Genomic DNA, 24,310 nt, shown 5'->3' with positions numbered 1-24,310 from the left:
TCGCGCCATTTTGCAACGCGTCTCGGCGGCGCTGGCGAGGGCGGCGGGAGCGTTGCAGAAAACGGGTGGTTCTGCTAGCATGGGAAAAAATCCCAGGAGTCATCCGGAGTGCAACCTTGAGCAGCCTTGAAGAGCGCCTGAACGAGCTGGAAATTCGCTACGCCCACCAGTCCAACCTGGTCGAGGAACTGAACGAGGTGGTCGTCGAGTGCGACCGGCGCCTCGCCCGCCTCGAACGGGAAAACCGCATGGTCATGGAGATGCTCCGGGCCCTGGCGCCCAGCCTCCCCGAGTCCCCCGACGAGTGAGACCGCCTTGTCCGCCGAATTTCGCCGCATAGCCCTGGAGGCCGTCGTCATCTTCGTGCTCGGCGTGGTGCTGGGCCTCTCCTTCAACACCCAGCTGGTGATGGATGCCTTCTCCGGCAAGGTCAAGGCGCCGCTGCGCCTGGTCCAGGAGCCGCCCGCCGACGAGGGGAATCCAAACGCCCTGCGCTTCCCGATCCCGGTGGAGCTCGCCCAGGTCCGCGAACTGCTGGCCGGCGGGGCGATCGCCGTGGACGCCCGGGCCTGGGAAGTTTACCTCGAGGGGCACCTGCCCGGAGCCTGGTCCCTGCCTTTGGGCGAGGTCGACAGCGCCCTGGCGGGGTTCGCCGCCAAGGTGCCCCGGGATGCGGTCCTGGTGATCTACTGCAGCGGCTTCGGCTGCCCCGACTCCTTCGACCTCGGAGTCAGGCTGCTGACCGAGGGGTATGAGGACGTGCGGGTTTACGAGGGGGGCTTCCCCGAGTGGCGCGACGCGGGCCTGAACGTGGAAAAGGGAGAACCATGAGCCGGGCAGGCCGATATCTCTACCATCTGAGCAGGCTGCTGCTGGGCGGGTTGTTCCTCTACGCCGGGGCCATCAAGGCCAGCGATATCACCGCTTTCGCCGGCGACGTGGCCAATTACCAGATCCTCCCCTATGCCTGGAACTACCTGGTGGCCGCCACCCTTCCCTACGTGGAGGCGGTCGCCGGGCTGCTGCTGGTCTGCAATCGCAAGGTGCGTCCCGCGGCCTTGCTGCTCGGCGGCCTGACCGCTGTCTTCATGGTGGCCCTGGCTTCGGTGGTGGCCCGGGGCATGGAGATCGACTGCGGCTGCTTCGATCCCGGCGGCGAAGGGCACACCAGCGCCTGGGCCGCCCTGGCCCGCGACGCCGGGATCATGATCCTGGTGTTTCTCACCTACCGGTTGCGGGGCCGGCTCCCCACCTGACCCCCGTGGACGTGCTGCTGATTCATCCCCCCGCCGCCAAGCCCGCCGAGGCTCCGCTGGGGGTCGCGGTGCTGCTCGCCCACCTGCGCGGCCAGGGGGTCGCCACCGAGGCCGTTGACGCCAACCTCGAGGCCTACCTTCACCTGCTCGATCCCGAGCGGCTGCGGACGGCAGCCGGCGACCAGCCTTCCACCGCCCTGCGCCGGGCCCTGCGCCACGCGGCAAAGTCCCTGGAGCTGCTGCGCTCGGCGGAAGGGGCACGCTCGAGTGCCCGCTACGCCACCGCGGTGGAACACCTCAACCGGGCGCTGGGCCTCTGGCGGGGGGAGGGCGGCGCCGAGCGGCTGACCCTGGGGGACTACCAGCACGGCGGCTGCAGCGAGTTCGATCCCGTCGCCCTGGAAAGACTGGCGCGCGGAGGTCTGGCGACGATTTTCGACGACTATTTCCGCCAGCGGCTCCTGCCCCGGGTGGCGCAGCTGGGGCCGCGCCTGGTGGGGCTTTCGGTCAACTACCGCCACCAGGTGGTGCCCGCCTTCGCCCTGGCCGGGCTGCTGCGGCGCGAGTTCCCCGCCCTGGAGGTAATCGGCGGGGGGGGCATGTTCAGCTCCTGGAAAGGGCCCCTGCTGGAGCGCGGCCACGGGTTTTCCTGTTTTTCCCGCATCGTTTTCGGCCCCGGCGAACTCTCCCTGGAGCGCCTGGCCCGCGGCGCGGGGGGCGGCAGCTATTTTCTCGAGGACGGCGCGCGGGTCGGGCTGCTCCCCGACTACGGATTCGCCCCCCTGGGGGACTATTTATCGCCCCGGGCGACCCTGCAGCTGAGCGCCAGCCGCGGCTGTTACTGGCGGCGCTGCCAGTTCTGCCCCGAAGCCAGCGCGCCGACCCACCCCTACAGCTCGGCGCCGGCCGAGGCGTTCCCGGACCTGCTGCTCGAGCTGGCCGCGCGCTACCGGGTGCGGCACTTCCACCTGACCGACAACGCCGTGCCGCTCGGGGTGCTGCGGGCCCTGGCCCGCCGGGCGGGGGATCTCGGGGGGCTCAACTGGCACGGCTTCGTCCGCTTCGAGCCGGCGCTGCTCGAGCAGCCCCTGGTCGACGGGCTGGCCGCCGCCGGCTGCCGCCTGCTGCAGCTTGGTCTGGAGAGCGGCTCCCAGGCAGTGCTCGACCGGCTCGGCAAGGGGATCCGCCTGGAGGCCGCGGCGCGGATCCTCGGCAACCTGCGCCGAGCGGGGATCGCCAGCTACGTCTACATCATGCTCGGCACCCCGGGGGAGAGCGAAGCCGACGCCGAGCAGACCCTGAGGTTTCTCGAGGCCCATGCCGGGGAGATCGACTTTCTGAACCTCGCCATCATGAACCTGCCCCGCGAGTCGGGGCTGCTGGCCGAGCCGCAAGCCGCCGGTATCCGCCATTCCGCCGGGCTGGGCGCCGCGGGGGACCTCGGGCTGTACCGCTCCTTCGAGCCCTCAGGCGGCTGGGGGAGGGCCGAGGCGCGCCGCTTCCTGAAGCAGCGGCTGCTCGGGTCGCCGGCCATCCGCGAGATCGTCAACCGGACCCCGCCCCTGTTCACCTCCAATCATGCCTGGTTTTTCCCGCCCGATGAGAAATGAGGGGAATAGACCTTGGGGCTCTGTCCGCCTCGCTCAGGCTTGACGCCTTGACTGCAGCAATCCGGGAAATTTTTCACAGGGATAAAGGGGATGAAGGGAATAGAGCCAAAGAAAAAGTTTGAGGGTTTGGCCTTAATCCCATTTATCCTGTTCATCCCTGTTATTCAGGACTCTTTGAATTAATGACTCTGCAGGCTTTAGCCTGCTTGAGTCCGCTCGGTAACAAGTGAGTATTTCAATCCGGTATTTTCTGCGTTAATCTACGGCCCGCTTTCGGTAGGCAGGTTTTTCGCAGTCTATCGCACAGGTTTTTTATGGAACTCTGGCAGCAGCAGCTCAAGCAGTGCATCACCACCCCGGCGCAACTCGCCGAGCATTTCCCTGTCGACGTGGCGGCGCTCGAGGCGGTGGTCGAGCGCTACCCCATGCGCATCACCCCCCACTACCTGGGGCTGATCCGCGAAATCGGCGACCCGATCTGGAAACAGTGCGTCCCCGACCCGGCCGAACTGCTGGCCGACGGCCTGCCCGCCGACCCGCTCAACGAGGAACACCTGTCGCCGGTCCCGAGCATCGTCCACCGTTACCCCGACCGGGCCCTGTTTCTGGTCTCCAACGTCTGCGCCGCCTACTGCCGCTTCTGCACCCGCAAGCGCAAGGTCGGCTGCGGCGGCCACTCGGTCTCCTTCGGCGAGATCCTCGACGGCATCGACTACATCGGCCGCAACCCGCGGATCAAGGACGTGCTGCTCTCCGGGGGCGACCCGCTGCTGATGTCCGACCGCATGCTCGGCGACATCCTGGCGCGGCTGCGCAGGATCCCCCACGTGGAGGTCATCCGCATCGGCAGCCGGGTCCCCGTCACCCTGCCCGAGCGGATCACCGAGGAGCTCTGCCGCACCCTCCGGCAGTTCCATCCCCTCTATCTCAATACCCACTTCAACCACCCCGCCGAGCTCACCGCCGCAGCCGCCGAGGCCTGCGGGCGGCTGGCCGACGCCGGTATCGCCCTGGGCAACCAGACGGTGCTGCTGGCCGGGGTCAACGACGAGCCGGCGGTGATGGCCGAGCTGGTGCGGGGGCTGATGCGGATTCGGGTGCGCCCCTATTATCTGCACCAGATGGATCTGACCGCCGGCACCGGGCATTTCCGCAGCCGCCTCGAAAGGGGGCTGGAGATCCTCGCCGCGCTGGGCGGCGAGGTTTCGGGGATGGCCATTCCCCAGTACGTGGTCGATCTGCCGGGGGGCAAGGGCAAGGTGCCGCTGGTCCCGGGCTATCTGGAGCGCCTGGGCGAGAGCGCCCTGCTGCGGGCCCCTGACGGCGAGCGCATCGTCTATCCCAACGGCGACTGAGGTCAAACGGCAAAGGCCGGAGCGAAACGCTCCGGCCTTTGCCGTATCCTGGGCATTGTTGACCCCTTTATTTGCCTGGTCGGCGCAGCCTGCGCCCCTCAGAGCTCCTCCGGGGTGAAGGCCACCACCTGGTCGATGGTCGCGGCGTCGCACAGTAGCTGCACCAGCCGGTCGACCCCCAGGGCGATGCCGGCGGCGGGGGGCATGGCGGCGAGCTCGTCGAGAAACTTCTCCGGCGAGGGGTAGGGGGGCTTGCCGGCAGCGCGCCGCTCGGCCTCGTCCCGGGCGAAGCGCTGGCGCTGCTCGACGGGGTCGGTCAGCTCGGAGAAGGCGTTGGCCAACTCGAGCCCGGCGATGTAGAGTTCGAAGCGCTCGGCGACTCGGGGATCGGCGGGCTTGGCCCGGGCCAGAGCGGCCAGCTGGACTGGGTAGTCGATGAGAAAGGTCGGGGTCTGCAGCCCCAGGTGCGGCTCGACCTCCAGGGCGATGATCTCGTCGAAGCGGCCGCCGCCCAGAGCCTCGTCCAGGCCGATGGAGGCGTAGCGGGCAAAGGCCTCGCGCACGCTGAGCCGCTCCCAGGGGGGCGCCAGGTCGATGGCCTGTCCCTGCCAGGTGAGCCGCCCTTGCGGGAGCAGCGCCTGCAGCAGCGCCTCGCAGTCATCCATCAGGGCCCGGTAGTCGGCCTCGGCCCGGTACCATTCGAGCATGGTGAACTCGGGCAGGTGCCGGCTGCCGCGCTCCCCCTGGCGCCAGCAGCGGCAGAGCTGGAACAGGCGCGGGTAGCCGGCGGCGAGCAGGCGCTTCATGCACAGCTCGGGCGAGGTGTGCAGAAACCACCCCTCGCTGCCTACCGCATCGATGTGGAACTCGGGGGCGTTGGCGGGGATGCGCTGCGGGGTCTCCACTTCGAGAAATTCCCGCGCTACGAAAAAGGCCCGGATCCCTTGAAGGATCCGGGCCCGTTTTTCCAGGGCGGGGCGCTTTCGCGCCAGCGCCCAGTTCGGTTCCATGCCGGCTTATTCCTTGACGCGGGTCACGTACTCGCCGGTGCGGGTGTCGATCTGGATCAGCGTGTCCTGCTCGACGAAGGAGGGGACCTGCAGGCTGTAGCCGGTCTCGACGGTGGCCGGCTTGTTGTTGCCGGCGGCGGTGTCGCCCTTGACCCAGGGGTCGGCCTGGGTGACGCGCAGGTTGACGAAGTTGGGCAGGGTGATGCCGATTCCCTGGCCGTTGAACAGCAGGATCTTGACCTCCATGTTGTCGACCAGGAAGTACTTGTCGTCGCCCAGGGTGTCGGCGCTCATGGTGACCTGCTCGAAGTTGCGGTTGTCCATGAAGACGTAGCCGGTCTCATCCTGGTAGAGGTATTGCATTTCCCGCTCTTCGAGGCTGGCCGGCTCGAAGGACTCGCCACTGCGGTAGGTGCGGTCGAACAGCGAGCCGGTGATCATGTTGCGCAGCTTGCACTTGTAGAGCGCCTGGCCCTTGCCGGGCTTGGTGAAATCGAACTGGACGATGACGTGGGGTTCGCCGTCGATCATCAATTTGAGACCTTTCTTCAGGTCGGCGCAGCTGTACATGGGGCAATCTCCTTGTATGTATTTTCAGCGAATCGTCGGTGGTCGGTAAAACGCGTCATTTAACCACAGAATTCGCTTCCTTGTCACTGAAAAATTGACCGGATGACGATTGCCAGCGGGGGGGCGATTATGGTAAATTCCGGCAAATCAAAACCTATTCCGTCAGGAGATGACCATCATGAGCACCACCGCAGATCTGAAACGCGGCTTTGTCATGCAGCTCGACAACGCGCCCTGCCTGGTTCTGGACTTCACCACCCAGTCCCCTTCCGCCCGGGGCGGCAGCACCCTGGTCAAGACCAAGTACCGCAACCTGCTCACCGGCCAGGTGTTGGAGAAGACTTTCAAAGCCGGCGAAAGGGTCGATGCGGCCGACTTCGAACGGCGCAAAGGGCAGTTCCTCTATGCCTCGGGCGACGGCGGGGTCTTCATGGACCTGGAGAGCTACGAGCAGTACGAACTCGGCCCCGACATGTACGAACCGATCCAAGGCTATCTGCTCGAGGGGGCCGAAGTACAGCTCGGGGTGTTCCAAGGGCAGGTGGTCAGCGTCGATCCGCCCATGACCGTGGAGCTGACCGTGACCGAGACCGCCCCGGCGATCAAGAACGCCACCGCAACCGCCCAGACCAAGGAGGCGCTCCTGGAGACCGGTTTGCGCATCCAGGTCCCCGGTTACCTGGAGTCGGGCGAGAAAATCAAGATCGACACCCGCGAATGCCGCTTCGTCTCCCGGGCCTGAGCGCCCCGCGACCCTCTTGAAGCGCCCCGCCAAAGCCGCCCCCACCAGGGCGGCTTTTTATTTTGCAGATTTGCGAAATCCATTCTCCTGGGGCTTTGCATGGATGCAAAACCCCGTTTTGCAATTGCCGAATCCATCCTCAAAGCGCCTGACTGGCTGGCCTGCCGCTGCCACCGCTACCCTTGGCCCCACCCTCTGACCTGCCCTCTGCCGACTCCGACCAGCCTCCCCAGATTCGCATAACTGCGAATCCGCGAGTGTGGGTCCTGGCGCTGAATCTATTGGTAACTGCTTGAAAACAGATTGAAAAGCCAGGTTTTGTCAACACGATAAAACATTGGTATGCCCGTTGCTCTTACTGTATACGCAACAGGGAAGGCATCAGCTAACCCCATCCTGGCGAGGAAAGTTATGGAAGGCATGCAGCTTTGTCCCTTCTTTCGCAAAAACGAAGACTACTGCGACGTGGGGTGCGGCTATATCTCCCCCCACGATGCCAGGATGATGGTCAGCCACTGCAACTGCCGTTTTGCCGACTGCAGCAGATACCAGGAGCTGGCCTCGAGGTTTCCCGACCAGGCGAGCGGGGGCCGCAAGCGGCCGGTTGAGGAGGCTCCCCGGGACAGGGAAGGGGACGCCCCCGGAAACTCCCGTCCGCACCCCGGCCGACCGGTGGTCAGACCGTTCAAGGCCCGTTGGCCGCTCCCTTACCAAATGCGCTACGTATCGGGCACTTATTACCAGAACTCTTATCAATCCAAGGAGGAGAGAGCAATGACCCAACAACAGGCATCGAGCAGCAGAGGGTGGATCGTCGCCCTGGCAGGTACCGGCATCAATCTGGCGCTGGGCATTTTGTACACCTGGAGTATCTTCAAAGGCGCCATCTCCGACTCCATCAAGGCCGGCGGACCCTTCAACTGGGATCCCGCTTCGATCAACGACCCTTACGCCGTGGCCTGCCTGGTCTTCTCCGCCGCCATGATCATCGCCGGCAAGGTCCAGGACAAGTTCGGCCCGCGGGTCACCTGCATCATCGGCGGCCTGCTGGTCGGCGCCGGTTTCGTCTGGGTCTCCCAGACCACCGCCTACTGGTCGTGGATCATGGGCTTCGGCGTGCTGGCCGGCATGGGGATCGGCTTCGGCTATTCGGCGGCCACTCCCCCGGCGCTCAAATGGTTTTCCCCCGCCAAAACCGGCCTCATCGCCGGGATCGTGGTCTCCGGCTTCGGGCTGGCCTCGGTCTACATCGCTCCGCTGGCCACCTACCTGCTCGGCGTCCACGGCCTGCAGCAGTCGATGCTTTACTTTGGGGTCGCCTTTACCATCGTGGTCTGTGCCCTGGCGATGCTGATCAGCAACCCCCCCGCTGGGTATGTGCCGGCCCCCGCGGCCAAGCAGGCTGCCAAGAAAGCCGCTCCCTCGATCGATTTCACGCCCACCCAGCTGTTCAGCCAGGCCAAGTTCTATACCCTGTGGGTCTGCTTTTTCATCGGCGCCGGCGCCGGCCTGATGGTCATCGGCAGCGCCAAGGGCCTGGCCAAGGCCAGCCTGGGCGAGATGGCCTTCCTGGTGGTGGCCATCATGTCCATCGGCAACGCCGCCGGCCGCCTGGTGGCCGGGGTGGTCTCCGATAAGCTGGGGCGGGCCAACACCCTGACCTTCATGCTGGTCTTCCAGGGGGCGTTGATGTTCGCCGCGATCCCCATGCTCAGCGGCAAAGGCAACCCGGTCCTGGTCACCCTGCTGGTCACCTTCATGGTCTTCAACTACGGCACCAACCTGGCCCTGTTCCCCGCCTTCGCCAAGGACTACTGGGGGATGAAGAACTTCGGCATGAACTACGGCATGCTGTTCAGCGCCTGGGGCATCGGCGCCTTCGTCCTGGTCCGCGTTTCGGAGATGCTCAAGGTCAAGACCGGAGGGTTCACCACGTCCTTCGCCGCCGCCGGCGTGCTGCTGCTGGTCGGCGCCATGCTCTCGCTCTCCCTGCGTACCCGCAAGGCCGAGGCTCCCGCTACGGTGCCCGTGGCCCAGGAGCTGGAGGACGAGGAACTGGCCCTGCAGAAGGCCGACTGATTCCCGTTCCGTGTTAGTTATCTTCTGGCCCCGCTTCGGCGGGGCCTTTTTTGTTTGCGTCAGCCTTTTTGCAAAAGGAGGGAGGGCGCCTGCCTGGGGTGCAACAAAGCCGCCGCGGCTGGTTGCGGCGCGGGGAAAAAAGGGCGCACCGGGTCCATGGGCACAAAAAAAGAGGCGGAATCGCTCCCGCCTCTTTTTTTGTGCTTTGTTCAGCCGGCCTTACCCCATCGGGGTGCGCCGCGGCCGGGGATTCCACAGCATCCGCAGCAGCCCGGAGCCGAAGCGCGGCAGCACCAGGTGCACCCGGGGCAGGGTGCTGGCCAGCGAGGTGAGCAGCGCCGAGGCGTAGGGGATCGACTGGACCAGCAACAGCGCTGCCCAGAGCAGCCCCTCGACGTTGTCGAGGCCGAAGAACCAGAGGCTGGCCACCGCGGTCAGCCACAGCAGCAACATGATCTGGGTCTCCTCCCAGGCCATGGCCACCCCCTGGAACACGGCGGGGCGCCCTTCGCCCTTGGGGGTGCGCAGGAAGGGTTTGCTCGAGGTCCACAGCCCGTTGAAGATGGCCCGGGCGATGGTGTGGGTCAGACCCATGCCGGCGATGGCGGCCCCGACGCTCTGCCAGAAGGTGCAGCGCACCCGGGCCCGGTAGAGCACCAGCGCGTGCATGACCTTGAAGACGAACAGCCCCAGGGTCGGCACCAGGAAGACCTGCAGGGGGATTTCGAACTCGTGGGGCAGCAGCAGCATCCCCACGGTCCAGAACACCCCGGCGAAGGTGAACAGCAGGTGCATGGCGTCGGTGAACCAGGGGAGCCAGCCGGTGGCGAAGTGGAACTTCTGCCCCAGGGTCAGGCCCGACTTGTTCCAGGGCAGCAGCGCGCGCCAGTGGCGGCGCAGGATCTGCACCGCACCGTAGGTCCAGCGGAAGCGCTGCCCCTTGTAGCCGGCGAAGCTGGTGGGAACCACGCCGTGGCCGAAGTCGTGGTTGACGTAGACCGACTCGTAGCCGGCCTCGAAAAGGCGCAGGCCGAGCTCGGCGTCCTCGCAGATGCACCATTCGCCCCAGTTGCCGACCTCGTTGAGGGCCGTGCGGCGCACCAGGGTCATGGTGCCGTGCTGGATAATGGCGTTGCGCTCGTTGCGGTGCACCATGCCGATCTGGAAAAAGCCGTTGTACTCCCAGTTGATCATGGTCTTGAACAAATCGCCCTGCCACTCGCGGTTATCCTGCGGGGCCTGCACGAAGCCGACCTCGGGGCGATCGAAGTAGGGGACCAGCTTGCTCAGCCAGTCGGGGCTGACCACGTAGTCGCTGTCGATGACGCCGACGATGGCGGCATCGGGATGGGTCTGGCTCATGCCGAAGTTCAGGGCACCGGCCTTGTAGCCGGGCCACTTGGGCAGGTGGAAGAAGCGGAAGCGCTCGCCGAGCCGCGCGCAGTATTCCTCCACCGGCCGCCAGACTTCTTCGCGGGCGGTGTTGTTGTCGATGACCAGCACCTCGAAGTCGGGGTAGTCGAGGCGGGAAAGCCCGTCGAGGGTCTGGAAGACCAACTCGGGCGGCTCGTTGTAGATGGCCAGGTGGATCGACACCTTGGGCTGGGGTCCGCCGGACTTTTCCTCGACGGGGAGGAAACGGCGCCGCCAGCGCTGCACCCAGAGGATTTCGGACATCTCCAGGCCGTTGGTCAACACCACCAGCAGCAGGGCGGCCTGGGCCGGCAGCAGCACGCCCCAGACGGTCAGCCCGGCGGGGGTCATGGCGGTGGTGATGGGCAAAAACGCGGTCCAGGCGAACATCGAAGCGGCCACCTGGATCAGCACGGCGAAAAACAGCTGGCCGCGCCGCTTGAGGTTGTCCCAATTGCGCAGGAACAGCACCATCGGGCACAGGGCAAGCAGGGTGGCGACGGCGAACTGCCAGGGCCACAACGGCTGCTCGACCACCTCGCCGATCAGCGGGTACTTGGGTTGGCGGTCGGCGTCGAACATCCCCCAGTGGGCCCCGGCCCGGCCTTCAAGGGCCTTTTTCCAGGGCTGGTCGATGGCCTCCATGAGGAAGTAGTCGTAATTCTTCTCCGCCGCCAGGTTGAGGAATTCGCGCACGAAACGGGCCTGGTTCACCACCGAGGGTTCGGACTTCTCCCAGCGCGGCCCGGCGCTCGGCCAGCCGACCTCGCCGATGATCACCGGCTTGCCGGGGAAGGCCCGCGCCACCTGGTCGTAGCAGTCCTGGGTCCAGGCGATGGCCTTGTCCGCGGGCACCCCTTCCCAGTAGGGGAGGATGTGGATGGCGATGAAGTCGACCAGGCCGGCCAGCTCGGGGTGCTTGAGCCAGACGTGCCAGGGCTCGGCGGTCCCCACCGGGACCTTGGTCGCCGCACGGACCTCGGCGATGTACTCGCCCAGTTCGGCCACGCTGAGATCCCCGCGCAGGATGACCTCGTTGCCCACCATGGCCCGCTCGACGCTGTGATAGCTGTTGGTGTTGACGATCAGCTGCTCGATCTCCATCCGGTTTTTGTCCAGATCCCTGTCGAGCCAGGCCCCGGCGGTCACCTTGAGGCCGTGGGCCTGGGCGACGGCGGGGATATGCTCCTGGCCTTCGGCCGAGGAGTAGGAGCGCACCCGGTTCGCTTTGGTGGCGAGCAGGGTCAGGTCGCGGTCGATATCCGCAACGCTCGGGTATTTCTTTTCAAAGGGGTCCTGGTCCTTGCCGAAGGGGCTGAAGGAGAATCCGCGGATCTCCCCGCGCCAGTCGCGCGCCTCCTTGGGTTGGTTGGCGTAGGCCCAGATACCCAGGTTGGCCAGAACCACGAGCAGGACGATAAATATTCCGGTTTTTCTCATACTCTGTAGTTTTCCTTTAAAGACAGAGGTGGTGTCCGATTTTTGCCCATAAACGACAAATGCCCCTCCTCGGACGGGAAGGGCATGAACATTAGAAATGTCAGTTATTTAAAAATCTTGGCCCGAAGGGCCCGTGGGCATGGCCGCTGCAACCTGTCTTGGAGAGGGCTGAAAAACGATTCTCCCGCCTGGGCAGAAGGCGTATACCCCTTCAGCCCACTATCGATCGAGCAATCATATACTCCCACTCCAGGGAATTGTCAATAGGGCAAAATAAAGGGGCCTTCCACCTGGGTTTGCGGGCCCTGCCCGGGTCGCCGGGAGCGACAAAACCGATTCAGCATCCGGCCGCGGGAATCCAGAGACGACTGCTCCAGTCGAAATGTTCCCGGGGGCGAAAACGGTCCTTGTAGGCCATCCGCCCGCAGCCCGGGACGTAATAGCCCAGGTAGTAGTAATCCAGGCCCTGGCTGCGGGCATGGGCGATCTCCTGCAGGGCGCTGAAGGTCCCCAGGTTCAGGTGGGCGTAGCGCGGGTCGAAGCAGAAGTAGACGCTGCTCAGGCAGTCGGCCCCCCGGTCGAGAAAACCGATGCCGATCATCTTGCCGTCGAGGTGAATCTCGCTCTGCAGGCAGGGGCAGGAAGGGAGGTAGAAATTGTAGAGAAAGTCATCGAGGGCGACTTCGTCGCCGAAGCGCTCCCGGGAGTGGTCGCGGTAGATTTCGAAGGCCCGCGGATCGTAGCTCAAGGGGCCGAAGCTGATCTGCAGCGCGCGACCCGCGGCCAGCACGCGGCGCTGGCTGCGCGAAGGGACGAAGTCCGCCACCGGCACCCGCAGGGGGATGCACTGGAAGCAGCCCTCGCAGCGGACCCGAAAATAGTAGAGCCCGAACTTGCGCCACCCCTCGGCCAGCAGCCGCCCCAGTTCCTCGGCGCTCAGCCCGGCGCCGAGGAAATATTCGTAACGCTTTTGCCTCCCGGGCAGATAGGGGCAGGGGGAGGGCTCGTCGAGCTGGGTTGTCTGCAGCAGTTTCATGGCCGGCTTCCTCACCCTGCCCGGCAACGGGGCGGCAGGTCGGCAGGAGCATGCCACAGCGGCCCCGGCCGGGTCAATGAGTATACCGCGAACCGGGGAACGAAACCGGTTCCGCCAAGATTTCCCGGCGTTGCAAGCCACGTTGAATTCAGGCACACTATCGGATATGTCCGCCGCCCGAGGCGGCCCTCGCCCTCAACCGTGAAACGGAGCACCCCGCATGGCCTGGATATCCGAACCCGAAGCCTGGGTGGCGCTGGCCACCCTCACTGCCCTGGAGATCGTCCTGGGCATCGACAACATCATCTTCATCTCCATCCTGGTCGGAAGGCTTCCCGAACACCAGCGGCAGAGGGCCCGCACCATCGGCCTGGGCATGGCCATGCTGATGCGCATCGCCCTGCTGTTGTCGCTGGCCTGGGTGATGACCTTGACCCGCCCCCTGTTCAGCGTTCTCGGCCAGGAGATTTCGGGGCGCGACCTGATCCTGCTCGGCGGCGGCCTGTTTCTGCTGGTCAAGAGCACCTTCGAGATCCACAACAGCCTCGAGGGTGAGGAGCACAGGGCCGCCGCGGCGACCGCGGGCTTCGCCGGGGTGCTGCTGCAGATCGCGGTGCTCGACATCATCTTCTCCCTCGACTCGGTCATCACCGCGGTGGGGATGGCCAAGCACCTGCCGGTGATGATCATCGCCATCGTCATCGCCGTCGGGGTGATGATGCTGGCTGCCGGCGCCATCGGCGACTTCGTCGATCGCCACCCGACCATCAAGATGCTGGCGCTCAGCTTTCTGATCCTGGTCGGGGTCGCCCTGGTGGCCGAGGGGCTCGACTTCCACATCCCCAAAGGGTACATCTACTTCGCCATGGCCTTCTCGGTCTGCGTGGAGATGCTTAACCTCAAGATGCGCAAGGCCCGCCCCGAACCGGTGCACCTGCGCAAGCCCATCCCGGAGGTTCCGGGCACCGGGGACAAGCAGGCAGGCTAACCCATGCCGCATAGCCAGGCCCGGCAAATAGCGCTGGACGAGGGCCGCCTGCTCGGCTGGAGCGAGTTTGGCGACCCGGCCGGCCGGCCGCTGCTGTACTGCCACGGCCTGCCGGGTTCGCGCCTCGAGGCGGGGCTCACCGATGCGGCGGCGAGGCGCCTGGGAATCCGCGTCATCGCGGCGGATCGCCCGGGCTACGGGCTCTCGGACGATTGGCCCGGCCGCACGCTGGGCGACTGGCCCGCCGACCTGCTGCAGCTGGCCGATGCCCTGGGCCTGGGGCGCTTCGCCCTGCTCGGGGTCTCCGGCGGAGTGCCCTATGCCGCCGCCTTTGCGGCGCTTTTCCCCGAGCGGCTGAGCGCCGTCGGCCTGGTCGCCGGGGTCGCTCCGCCGCTGGCGGTGGAGGGGTTTGCCGCCATGCGCCTGCCTGCCAGGCTCGCCTTTTTGCTCGCCCGCCGCTCGCCCGCCCTGCTGCGTCTTCTCTACGGGCGGCTGGCCGGCGGCAGCGCGCGCCGCTTCCCCGGCACGGCCCTGGCCCTGCTGACCGTGGCGGCACCCGCCGCCGACCGCCGCGCCCTGCGTCGCCCGGAGGTGGGAGGGATCCTGCATGCCTCCATCGCCGAAGCCTTCCGCCACGGGCCGGCCGGCGCCCTTCGCGACCTCGAGCTGTTGGCCCGGCCCTGGGCTGTGCCCCTGGCGGGCATCCGCCTGCCGGTGCAGCTGTGGCACGGCGAGGCCGACGCCACCGTCCCGGTCGCCATGGGGCGCTGGCTCGCCCGGGAGATCCCCGGCTGCCGCGCACGCTTCCTGCCTGACGAGGGGCACTTTTCCCTACCGGTGAACCACATGGACGAGATCCTGGGGAGACTGGTAGCCGCGGCATAGCCAAACGCCCCCTTCCTGCCTCCCCCAGCGGGGGGCGGCAGGAAGGGGGCTTAAACGGGTAGACAATATGAGCCGAAAATTTTTTCTCCTTCTCCTCCTCCTGCTCCTGTCCGTCCCCGCCGCCATGGCCGCGGCGCCGGTCTACGGCTACCGCATCGTCAACAGCTACCCCCACGACCCCGGCGCCTTCACCCAGGGGCTGGTCTACCTCGAGGGCGTTCTCTACGAGGGGACCGGGCTGCAGGGCTCCTCGTCCCTGCGCCGGGTCGACCTGGAGTCCGGTCGGGTCGAGCAGCTCCAGCGCCTGGCCGGGACCCTGTTCGGCGAGGGGATCGCCGCCTGGGGGGACAAGCTGATCCAGCTCACCTACCGCAACCGCCTGCTGCTGGTATACGACCGCGCCTCCTTCCGGTTGCTCGCCACCCACCCCTACCCCCGCGAGGGGTGGGGGATCACCCACGACGGGCAGCGGCTGATCGTCAGCGACGGCACCAGCGTGCTGCGTTTTCTCGATCCGCAGACCTTTGCCGAAAGCGGCCGGGTCGCCATTCATGACCGGGGCAGACCTGTCGAGCGGCTCAACGAACTGGAGTTCGTCGAAGGCGAAATCTTCGCCAACGTCTGGCAGACCGACCGCATCGCGCGCATCGATCCGCAGACCGGGGAGGTGACCGGCTGGATCGACCTGGCCGGTCTGCTGCCCCCCGCCCTGCGCAGAGGGAACACGGACGTGCTCAACGGCATCGCCTACGATGCGAAGGGCAGGCGGCTGTTCGTGACCGGCAAGCTGTGGCCGGCCCTGTTCGAGATCGAACTGCTGCCCCGGCCCTGAACCCCACAGCGGGCCCACCCTTTCCCACGAAACGGATCGTTTAAACCATTTCTTGCATTTTTTATAATATTGCTATACTAATTATCTGTATTTTATTTTTGTACAGAGCAGGACCAGACGACGGGGGGGCCCATGGAAAAAGTTCGTCCCTACGGTTTTGGCAGGACTCTGGAAATCACCTTCGAAAGGGCCGTGGAGCGGGTGACTGCCGCTTTGCGGGAGCAGGGATTTTCGATCTTCACCGAGATCGACGTGCGCTCGGCCTTTCGCGAGAAACTCGATCTCGACTTCCGCCGCTACACCATCCTCGGCACCTGCATTCCGCAGGTCGCGCTCAAGGCCCTGACCCTCGAACCATCCCTGGGCCTGCTGCTCCCCTGCAACGTCATCGTCTACGAAGAGGACCACAATCACACCACGGTCATGGCCCTGGAACCAGCGGCCACCCTCGGCAGAGACGCCGACCCGGCCCTGCAGAACCTGCTCGGCCAGGTCCGCGATCGCTTCGCCGCAGCCCTTGGCAGGGTTTAGGGACTCGTGACTCGTGACTCGTGGGGCGTGGGGCGTGGGGCGTGAGGCGTGAGGCGTGAGGCGTGAGGCGTGAGGCGTGAGGCGTGAGGCGTGAGGCGTGAGGCGTGAGGCGTGAGGCGTGAGGCGTGAGGCGTAAGGCGTGAGAGTTGGCGCGTTGCTGGCCGTCCCGGGGCCCTGACTAGCCTTGCCAGCCGCCGCCGGGCTGCTAAGCTTTAGCCGTAATCCCGCGCGATTTTCCCTGCTTTTCCCAGCCGACCCGAGGACCAGGCCCCATGGACGATTATGAAAAGCTCGGAGCCTTCTACCTGGGCAAGACCTTCGACCTGCAGCAGGAGCGCCTGACCGACGAACTGGTGCTCTACGACTCGCGGGATCTCACCACCCACGCGGTGATCATCGGCATGACCGGCAGCGGCAAGACCGGCCTCGGCATCGGGTTGCTCGAAGAGGCCGCCATCGACCATATCCCGGTCATCGCCATCGACCCCAAGGGGGACCTGGGCAACCTTTTGCTCAGCTTCCCCGAGCTTAAGCCCGAGGACTTCAAACCCTGGGTCGATCCGCGCGAAGCGGCGGAAAAAGGGGTGGATGTCGCCGAATACGCCCGCCGCCAGGCCGAACTCTGGCGCAAGGGACTGGCCGACTGGGGCCAGGGCCCGGAGCGCATCCGCAAACTGCGCGACTCGGCCGAGCTGGTCATCTACACCCCCGGCAGTTCGGCGGGCCTGCCGGTTTCGGTGCTGCGCAGCTTCAATGCGCCGCCGCCCGCCATCCAGGACGATCCGGACCTGCTGCGCGAGCGCATCCAGTCCACCGCCACCGGCATCCTCGCCCTGATGGGGGTCAGCGCCGACCCGATCACCAGCCGCGAGCACATCCTGATCGCCAACCTGCTCGAGCATTTCTGGCGCGCGGGGCTGAGCCTCGACGTCGCCGGCCTGATCGGCGCCATCCAGGATCCGCCGCTTCAGCAGATCGGGGTCATGGGCCTCGATGCCTTCTACCCGGCCAAGGAGCGCTTCGCGCTGGCCATGAAGCTCAACAACCTGCTCGCCTCGCCGGGCTTCGGCGCCTGGATGGAAGGGGCCCCGCTGAGTGCGGCGGATCTGCTCTACACCGCCACCGGCAAGCCCCGGGTGTCGATCCTCTCCATCGCCCATCTGGCCGAGAGCGAGCGGATGTTCTTCGTCTGCATGCTGCTCAACGAGGTGCTGGGCTGGATGCGCAGCCAGCCGGGTACCGGCAGCCTGCGGGCGATCCTCTACATGGACGAGATCTTCGGCTACCTGCCGCCCTCGGCCAACCCGCCGTCGAAAAAGCTCTTCCTGACCCTGCTCAAGCAGGCCCGGGCCTTCGGCCTGGGGCTGGTGCTGGCCACCCAGAACCCCGTCGATCTCGACTACAAGGCGCTCTCCAACACCGGCACCTGGTTCATCGGCCGGCTGCAGACCGAGCGGGACAAGGCCCGGCTGATGGAGGGGCTGGAAGGGGCCGCAGGTGCCGGCAGCTTCGATCGCCAGCGCATGGAGCAGATCCTCGCCGGGCTGGGCAAGCGTCGTTTTCTGCTGCACAACGTCCACGAGGACCAGCCGGTGGTGTTCGGCACCCGCTGGGCCCTCAGCTACCTGCCGGGGCCCCTGACCCGCGACCAGATCCGCACCCTGATGGCCGGCCGCCAGCCCGAAGCGGCCGCCGCGGAGGCTGCACCCACACCCCCGCCCGCCCGCCCGGTGGAAACGGGACCGCCCCTGCTCCCCGCCGGGGTGACCCAGTATTACCTCCCCCTGCGCCGCGGCGCAGGAGCGGGCGCCGAGGTGGTGTACCACCCCCGGGTGGTCGGGGCCGCCGACGTGCATTACCTCAGCAGCCGCCCCCCGCTGGATGCCACCCGCCGCTATCTGCTGGCCTGCGAGCCGAGCGACAGCCCGCTGCCGGTGGAGTGGCAATACGCCGAGCAGCTGGAACTCGACCCCGCCGACCTGGCCGGCGAACCGGCTTCCGGCGCCAGCTTCGCCCCCTGTCCGGCGCCGGTACACGAGGCGAAGAATTTCAAGGAGTGGGAGAGGCTGTTCACCCGCTGGATCCGCAGCGGCTGCGAACTGGTCCTCTGGCAGAGCCCTGGCTTCAAGACCGTTTCGGCGGTCGGCGAGAGTGAACGGGATTTCCGCATCCGCGTGCAGCAGCAGGCCAACGAGCAGCGCGACGAGGCGGTGGCGAAGCTGCGCGAAAAGTACGCCGAACGCACCGCCGCCCTGGAGGAGCGCCTGCGCAAGGCCGAGCAGGCGCTGTCGCGGGAGCAGGACCAGGCCCGCCGCAGCAAGCTCGACACGGCCATCTCCTTCGGCACCGCCCTGCTCGGGGCGTTTCTGGGCCGCAAGCGCGGGGGCGCCGGCACCGCCTCGCGGGTGGGCACCGCCATGCGCGGGGCCGGGCGCATCGGCAAGGAGGCGGCTGACGTCGAACGGGCCGAGGAGAACGTGGAGGCCCTGCAGCACCAGCTCGAGGAGCTGGCGGCCGAGTTCGAGCGCGAGGTCGCCACCCTCAACAGCGGGTTCGACGCCCAGGCCGAACAGCTGACCGAATTCCGCCTGCGGCCGAAAACCGCCGACATTCACGTGCATTTCGTCGGCCTGGCCTGGGCGCCCTACCTGCGCGGTCCCGACGGGCGGCTGAACCCGGCCTGGCTCTAGATCCCATCCTACACTTCCGGTCCTCCGGGGCGCAGGCGCTGCGGTCCCTCGCCGTTGCCCGATGGTTTCCTGTGCCCGAGTTGATGAACGCCAGGTGCGGCAGGTGCTGTGACCGTGGGTGGGGATTGCCCTGCTGCCGGCGGGGGCCCTGAACGGGGTCCGGGGTTCAAGGTTGGCCGAACTTTTGCAAATCCGGACTGGCTGAGCCCCGAACTGTCAAAATCACCTGCCCGCGGTCACCATGAAAGAGCCTCGCCACATTTCCGACGGACACGTTTACGCCAGCGGCCAGGACCTGAAACTGCTGCAGCTGTTCACCTACTCGGCCCTGGTCTCCATGCTCCTGATTCTGCTGCTGATCGGCAGCGGGATCTACCTGGTCTTCAGCCGCCACATCGTCCGCAGCGCCGAGGACGACGCCGTCAAAATCGGCCAGGCCCTGGTGCAGGAGCACCTGGGCGCGTTCATTCACGGCGAAGGGGCGGCGCCGCTCCCCCTGGAGATCCCCGAGCGGGGCCTGGCCGAATTCGATCGGAAGATCCGCCACAGCCTCGTCCTGTACAACATCCCCAAGATCAAGATCTATGCACCCGACCAGCGCATCCTCTACAGCACCGACGGCTCGATCATCGGCCAGGCCGACCTGGAAAACAGCCATCTGAAGGAGGCGCTGGGCGGCCAGGTGAGTTCCCGGCTGGAAAAGGGCGAGGAGCTCTGGGACCTCAACCTGGAGCAGCGGATCGCCGGCGACATGGTGGAAACCTATCTGCCGGTCCTCGACGCGCTCGGCCGCAGCATCGGGGTGTTCGAGATCTACCTGGATGTTTCCGCCTACCGGGCCGAAATGAAGCGGGTGGTGGCCTCGGCCATCGTGATCGTCGCCCTGACCCTGGGGGTGGTGTTCGGCGTGCTGCTGCTATTGATGCGGCGCGCCACGCGCCTGGTATACTCCCAATCGCAGCAACTCAAGGTGCTCAGCGGCCTGTTGCCGATCTGTTCGGCCTGCAAAAAGATTCGCAACGGCGCCGGGGACTGGGAGATTCTGGAAAAATACATCACCGAGCGTTCCGAATCGGCCTTTACCCACAGCCTCTGCCCCGACTGCCTGAAACAGTACTGGCCGGACTGAGCCCGCGGCAGCGTGGGCCCGCAAAGCCCCCTGCCCAGTGGCGGGGCGCATGTTGGCGAACTTGCGGACTGCGCAGATCCGCAGCGGCAATTCGGGGTTTAACCCCTTTATTTACCCAGGGCCAGAGGCGATAATGAGCGCAGCTGGCCGGAACAGAGACCTCACGCTATGAAACTGAAGCGCTCCAGCGGCATACTGCTGCATCCCACCTCGCTCCCGGGGCCTTTCGGCATAGGCTCGCTGGGCATTGAAGCCTACCGGTTCATCGACCTGCTGAGCGGGGCCGGGCAGTCGGTCTGGCAGATTCTCCCCCTGGGGCCCACCGGGTATGGAGACTCGCCCTACAGCTGCTTCTCCGCTTTTGCCGGCAACCCGCTGCTGATCTGCCTGGAGCGGCTGGTGGAAGAGGGGGAGCTCGAAGCGGAGGACCTGGCCGGGGTGGCGATGCCCGAGGGGGAATGCAACTTCGGTTTTGCCCACGGCTTCAAGGGGCGGTTGCTGCACAAGGCGGCGCAGAGGTTTTTTCGCGAGGCGGGCGCGGAGCGCCGCGAGGCCTTCGACCGCTTCTGCTGCGAGCAGGGGTACTGGGTGCAGGATTACGCCCTGTTCCAGGCCCTGCGCAAACATTTCGAGGATGCCCCGTGGTACCGCTGGCCGGAGCCGATCCGCCGGCGCGAACCGGAAGCCCTGCGCTCCTGGGGGGAGAAACTGGCCGAACCGATCCGCTGCCATCAGTATGCCCAGTTCATATTCTTCGAGCAGTGGTTCGCCCTGAAGGCCTTCGCCAACCGGCGGGGGGTGAAGATCCTGGGGGACATCCCCATTTTCGTCGCCCTCGACTCGGCGGACGTCTGGGCCAACCCGACGCTCTTCCATCTCGACGAGACGGGTCAGCCGACCCTGGTGGCGGGGGTTCCCCCGGACTATTTCAGTGCCACCGGCCAGCGCTGGGGCAACCCCCTGTACCGCTGGGAAGCGATGGCCGCGCAAGACTGGTCGTGGTGGCTGGCGCGCTTCCGCTGGAACCTGGCCCAGGCCGACATGGTCCGGGTGGACCATTTCCGGGGGTTCGAGGCCTGCTGGGCGATTCCCGCCGCGGAGCAGACCGCCGTGCGCGGGAGCTGGATGCCGGCCCCGGGGGCGGAGCTGTTTACCGCGCTGGCCGCCGCGCTGGGCGATGCCCCCATCGTCGCGGAGGACCTGGGGGTGATCACCCCCGAGGTGGAGGCCCTGCGCGAGCGCTTCGCTTTGCCGGGGATGAAGATTCTGCAGTTCGCCTTCGGCTCCGGTGCGGGCAACCCCTACCTGCCGCACAACCTGCCGCGGCATTGCGTGGTCTATACCGGCACCCACGACAACAACACCACGGCAGGCTGGTGGCAGGGGCTCAGCCGGGCGGAGCGGGAAGGGGTGCGCGGCTACCTCGGCAGCGATTGTCGGGACATCGCCCACGAGCTGATGCGGCTGGCCATGGCCAGCGTCGCCGACCTGTGCATCTTTCCCCTGCAGGACGTGCTCGGGCTCGAGGAGCAGGCGCGGATGAACACCCCCGGCAAGTCGCGGGGCAACTGGGGATGGCGGCTGCTGCCCGGCGCCTTCACCGGGGAACGGCAGAAGGGCCTGCGGGCCCTGGCCGAGGTATACGGCCGCTGGTCGTCACCACATCTCTCCCGGGAGCAAAACCACTTGTAACCTCGCTGTAAGATATGGTAATTTGGCAAATTGAGTATTTCGAACAGGCAACGCAACCGTCCATCAGAAGGTCCCATTAAACCAATCCGGAGGATCGCTGTGAAAAAACGTTTTTCTCTCATGTTGGCCGGCATGGCCGCCCTGGCCCTTGCTGCAGGCTGCAAAGACGAAGCTCCCAAGACCGCCCCGGCTCCCGAACCGGCCGCCCAGCAGCAGCCCGCCGCCCAGCCCGCGGCTTCGCCCGGCAAGAGCGGCAAGGTCGTCGAAACCATGAACTCGGGCGGCTACACCTATGTCAAGGTTGACACCGGCTCCGAGCAGTTCTGGGCCGCGGCCCCCGAATTCGTCGTGCAGGTGGGCGATCCGGTGGCGGTGCCCGAAGGCATGCCGATGGTCGACTACCACAGCAAGACCCTGGACCGCACCTTCGACATGGTCTACTTCGTCCCGGCCGTCATGGTCGGCGGCGCCGCGCCCGCCGCAGCCGCGCCCGCAGGCATGGGCAGCGACATGCAGATGCCCGAAGGCCACCCGCCGATCAACGGCAGCGCCGGCGGCCAGGCCCAGGTCGACCTCTCCGGCATCGCCAAGGCCGAAGGCGGCCAGACCGTGGCGGAGGTTTTCGCCGGCAAGGGCGATCTCTCGGGCAAGGAAATCACCCTGCGCGGCAAGGTCGTCAAGTTCAGCCCCGAGATCATGGGCAAGAACTGGATCCACATCCAGGACGGCACCGGGGGCGAGGGGACCAACGACCTGACCGTTACCACCAGCGCTGTGGCCAAGGTAGGCGACACCGTCCTGGTGACCGGCAAGCTGACCACCGACAAGGACTTCGGCTACGGCTACAAGTACGACATCATCCTCGAAGACGCCCAGGTGAACATCGAGTAATCCTCGCTAAAGCCTGAAAAACACGAAAGCCCCCGCGCCGCAAGGCGAGGGGGCTTTTTTTTTTTTGCGCAACGTGCGGCTGACGGGCAAGGGCTGAAAACCCTAAAGGCAATTGGCCGCGGATCAATTCTGATCAAATCGGATAAGACTGAAAAAAAATCGGCCGCCTCGGATCCGACGGATCGGTCAGATCAGTCCGATCCGTCGGATCTGACGCGGCCGCCAAAGCTTGCTCAACCCAAGGCCTATTCAACCCCCTCCCGCCGGAAATACTCGAAGATCGCCTCGGCCACCCCCCCGGGCAGCCCCGGCATCGCCTGCAATTCCTCCAGGGGCGCCTCCCGCACCTTCTTCAGGCTGCCGAAGTGCCGGAGCAGGGCTTTGCGCCTGGTCGGCCCGACCCCGGGCACCTCTTCGAGGGCCGAGTGCAGGGTCGCCTTGCCGCGCAGCTTGCGATGGTGGGTGATGGCGAAGCGGTGGGCCTCGTCGCGCAGCCGCTCGAGCATGAACAGGGCCGGCGAACCCTGGCGCAGCAGCACCGGGTTTTTGCGCCCGGGAAGGAAAAACCGCTCTTCGCTGCGTTCGACGGCCTTGCCGCGCACGTTGGCCAGCACCCGGCTCTTGGCGATGCCGGCCACGTCGAGTCGCCCGGCAAGCCCCAGCTCCTCGAGCACCGCGACCACGGCGCCGAGCTGCCCCTTGCCGCCGTCGATGAGGATGAGGTCGGGCAGCAGCCCCTCCTCGAGCCCCCGTTTCAGGCGCCTGCCGAGCACTTCGCCCAGCGAGGCGAAGTCGTCGGCGCCGGTCACGGTGCGGATGCGGAAATGCCGGTACTCGGCCTTATCGGGCTCGCCGTCGCTGAACACCACCATGCTGCCGACGCTCAGGCTCCCCTGCACGTTGGAGATGTCGAAGCATTCCATGCGCCGCGGCAGCCGGGCCAGGTGCAGGCGCTGGCGGATCTCCTCCAGCACGCCCTCGCGGGCCTCGCGGCGGCTGCCCCGCTCGCGGTAGGCCTCCCGGGCGTTGCTGGCGGCCATCTCCACCAGGGCGAGCTTTTCCCCCCGCAGCGGGGCGAGCACCGCGACCTTTTTCCCCTTGCGCTCGCCCAGCCAGTCGCCCAGCGTCTCGGCATCCGGGGGGAGAAAGGGGAGCAGCACCTGCTCCGGGATGAAGATATCCCGTCCATAGAACTGTTGCAGAAATCCCGAGAGCAGCTCCCCTTCGTCGAGGCGCCAGTCCACCGGGTAGCTGCGGCGGCCGATGAGTTTGCCCTGGCGCACGAACAGCACGGCGATCTCCACCTCGCCCCCCTCGCGGTGCAGGCCGACCACGTCCTGGTCGCCGCCGGCGGCGGCCACCACCTTCTGCCGCTCCACGGTCTGTTCGATGGCTCGGATCTGGTCGCGCAGCCGGGCCGCCTCCTCGTAGCGCATCTGCGCGGCGGCGTCCTGCATGCGCTGGTGCAGCTGGCCGAGCACCTCGCTTTCGCGCCCCGAGAGCAGTGCCACCACCCCTTTGACCAGTTCCCGGTAGCGCTCGCTGCTGATTTTGCCGTGACAGGGCGCGCTGCATTGGCCGATCTGGAAGAACAGGCAGGGGCGCCCGCGCCGCCTGCAGGTTTCCATGGGGTAATGGCGCAGGGGAAAGATGCGGTAGATTTCCTTGAGGGTTTCCCGCACTGCGCCGGCTGAGGAGAAGGGACCGAAATACAGGGCGCCGTCGCGGCGCACCCGGCGCACCACCTGCAGGGCCGGAAACTCCTCGCGGGGGTCGAGCCGCACCGACACGTAGGTCTTGTCGTCGCGCAGGTTGATGTTGTAGCGGGGGCGGTACTTCTTGATCAGGGTGTTCTCGAGGATCAGCGCCTCTTTCTCGGTGTCGGTGACGATAGTCTCGACCCCTTGCACCCGGTTCATCAGAAAGCGGATCTGCGAGCGGCCGTCCCCGGCGGCGGAGAAGTAGCTGCGCAGCCGACTGCGCAGGTTCTTGGCCTTGCCCACGTAGAGGACCGCCTGGTCCGCACCCCGCATCAGGTACACCCCGGGTGCGGTGGGAAATTTTTTCAGATCGACATCCTGCAAAGGCTCGGCTCCGCGGGGGGATCGTTCAGCAAAAAAGCCAGGGTCACCCCTGGCTTCGCGCATTGCACCGGCTTGCC

Annotated in this window: 20 protein-coding genes; 15 read left to right on the top strand and 5 right to left on the bottom strand. The window is 66.4% G+C overall.

The window, feature by feature from the left end:
* The first annotated feature begins 116 nt into the window (after positions 1–116).
* The 5 genes from DESUT3_RS15820 (at position 117) to DESUT3_RS15800 (ending at position 4,221) form a co-directional block, all read left to right on the top strand.
* The gene (locus DESUT3_RS15820; protein ID WP_221249436.1) at positions 117–308 is read left to right on the top strand and encodes a SlyX family protein; all 192 of its coding nucleotides are present in this window, start codon (positions 117–119) and stop codon (positions 306–308) included.
* A 7-nt stretch (positions 309–315) separates the two neighbouring features.
* Positions 316–831: a rhodanese-like domain-containing protein gene (locus DESUT3_RS15815; RefSeq protein WP_221249435.1), complete on the top strand. Its 516-nt coding sequence runs from the start codon at positions 316–318 to the stop codon at positions 829–831.
* Complete coding sequence (locus tag DESUT3_RS15810) at positions 828–1,256, top strand: MauE/DoxX family redox-associated membrane protein (RefSeq protein WP_221249434.1); 429 nt, start codon at positions 828–830, stop codon at positions 1,254–1,256. The genes DESUT3_RS15815 and DESUT3_RS15810 overlap by 4 nt, the downstream gene beginning before the upstream one ends.
* Positions 1,257–1,261: 5 nt before the next feature.
* Positions 1,262–2,866, top strand: a complete 1,605-nt coding sequence (locus DESUT3_RS15805) for a B12-binding domain-containing radical SAM protein (RefSeq protein WP_221249433.1) — start codon at positions 1,262–1,264, stop codon at positions 2,864–2,866.
* Positions 2,867–3,180: 314 nt separating this feature from the next.
* Positions 3,181–4,221 carry a KamA family radical SAM protein gene (locus DESUT3_RS15800; RefSeq protein WP_221249432.1) on the top strand — a complete coding sequence of 347 codons (1,041 nt, stop codon included), beginning with the start codon at positions 3,181–3,183 and terminating at the stop codon, positions 4,219–4,221.
* A 98-nt stretch (positions 4,222–4,319) separates the two neighbouring features.
* On the opposite strand, the gene DESUT3_RS15795 is transcribed toward DESUT3_RS15800, so the two are convergent.
* Positions 4,320–5,231 (bottom strand): EF-P lysine aminoacylase GenX, encoded by a 912-nt coding sequence (locus DESUT3_RS15795; RefSeq protein WP_221249431.1) that lies wholly within the window; start codon positions 5,229–5,231, stop codon positions 4,320–4,322.
* A gap of 6 nt (positions 5,232–5,237) precedes the next feature.
* Positions 5,238–5,801, bottom strand: coding sequence for an elongation factor P (gene efp / locus DESUT3_RS15790; RefSeq protein ID WP_221249430.1), 564 nt, complete (start codon positions 5,799–5,801; stop codon positions 5,238–5,240).
* A 178-nt stretch (positions 5,802–5,979) separates the two neighbouring features.
* Between efp and DESUT3_RS15785 the strand changes: the two genes are divergently transcribed.
* Positions 5,980–6,543, top strand: a complete 564-nt coding sequence (locus DESUT3_RS15785; RefSeq protein ID WP_221249429.1) for an elongation factor P — start codon at positions 5,980–5,982, stop codon at positions 6,541–6,543.
* A gap of 411 nt (positions 6,544–6,954) precedes the next feature.
* Positions 6,955–8,622: an L-lactate MFS transporter gene (locus DESUT3_RS15780; protein ID WP_225911534.1), complete on the top strand. Its 1,668-nt coding sequence runs from the start codon at positions 6,955–6,957 to the stop codon at positions 8,620–8,622.
* A gap of 219 nt (positions 8,623–8,841) precedes the next feature.
* On the opposite strand, the gene DESUT3_RS15775 is transcribed toward DESUT3_RS15780, so the two are convergent.
* Positions 8,842–11,475, bottom strand: a complete 2,634-nt coding sequence (locus DESUT3_RS15775) for a glycosyltransferase (protein WP_221249428.1) — start codon at positions 11,473–11,475, stop codon at positions 8,842–8,844.
* A gap of 337 nt (positions 11,476–11,812) precedes the next feature.
* On the bottom strand, positions 11,813–12,511 hold the full coding sequence (locus tag DESUT3_RS15770) for an arginyltransferase (protein ID WP_221249427.1): 699 nt from the start codon (positions 12,509–12,511) through the stop codon (positions 11,813–11,815).
* A gap of 220 nt (positions 12,512–12,731) precedes the next feature.
* On the opposite strand from DESUT3_RS15770, the gene DESUT3_RS15765 reads away from it, so the two are divergent.
* The 8 genes from DESUT3_RS15765 to DESUT3_RS15730 all read left to right on the top strand — a co-directional run bounded on the left by DESUT3_RS15765 (position 12,732) and on the right by DESUT3_RS15730 (position 22,149).
* Positions 12,732–13,499, top strand: a complete 768-nt coding sequence (locus tag DESUT3_RS15765) for a TerC family protein (RefSeq protein WP_221249426.1) — start codon at positions 12,732–12,734, stop codon at positions 13,497–13,499.
* A gap of 3 nt (positions 13,500–13,502) precedes the next feature.
* A complete protein-coding gene (locus DESUT3_RS15760; protein WP_221249425.1) occupies positions 13,503–14,384 on the top strand; it encodes an alpha/beta fold hydrolase in 882 nt (293 codons plus the stop codon).
* 67 nt (positions 14,385–14,451) lie between these two features.
* Positions 14,452–15,216, top strand: coding sequence for a glutaminyl-peptide cyclotransferase (locus DESUT3_RS15755; protein ID WP_221249424.1), 765 nt, complete (start codon positions 14,452–14,454; stop codon positions 15,214–15,216).
* A 132-nt stretch (positions 15,217–15,348) separates the two neighbouring features.
* A complete protein-coding gene (locus DESUT3_RS15750; protein ID WP_221249423.1) occupies positions 15,349–15,747 on the top strand; it encodes a DUF302 domain-containing protein in 399 nt (132 codons plus the stop codon).
* A 272-nt stretch (positions 15,748–16,019) separates the two neighbouring features.
* Complete coding sequence (locus DESUT3_RS15745) at positions 16,020–18,437, top strand: ATP-binding protein (protein ID WP_221249422.1); 2,418 nt, start codon at positions 16,020–16,022, stop codon at positions 18,435–18,437.
* A gap of 241 nt (positions 18,438–18,678) precedes the next feature.
* The gene (locus DESUT3_RS15740; RefSeq protein WP_221249421.1) at positions 18,679–19,566 is read left to right on the top strand and encodes a hypothetical protein; all 888 of its coding nucleotides are present in this window, start codon (positions 18,679–18,681) and stop codon (positions 19,564–19,566) included.
* Positions 19,567–19,734: 168 nt separating this feature from the next.
* A complete protein-coding gene (gene malQ, locus DESUT3_RS15735) occupies positions 19,735–21,258 on the top strand; it encodes a 4-alpha-glucanotransferase (RefSeq protein WP_221249420.1) in 1,524 nt (507 codons plus the stop codon).
* A 99-nt stretch (positions 21,259–21,357) separates the two neighbouring features.
* Positions 21,358–22,149, top strand: coding sequence for a DNA-binding protein (locus tag DESUT3_RS15730; protein ID WP_221249419.1), 792 nt, complete (start codon positions 21,358–21,360; stop codon positions 22,147–22,149).
* Between the two features lie 245 nt (positions 22,150–22,394).
* Here the strand turns inward: DESUT3_RS15730 and uvrC are convergent, their stop codons facing one another.
* Positions 22,395–24,182 (bottom strand): excinuclease ABC subunit UvrC, encoded by a 1,788-nt coding sequence (gene uvrC, locus DESUT3_RS15725; RefSeq protein WP_404827051.1) that lies wholly within the window; start codon positions 24,180–24,182, stop codon positions 22,395–22,397.
* Between the last annotated feature and the right edge of the window lie 128 nt (positions 24,183–24,310).

The sequence above is a fragment of the Desulfuromonas versatilis genome, from assembly GCF_019704135.1.
GTDB classification, from domain to species: domain Bacteria; phylum Desulfobacterota; class Desulfuromonadia; order Desulfuromonadales; family NIT-T3; genus Desulfuromonas_A; species Desulfuromonas_A versatilis.
The sequence above is the reverse complement of the archived record's forward strand: the minus strand, read 5'-3'. Positions and strand labels throughout refer to the sequence as shown.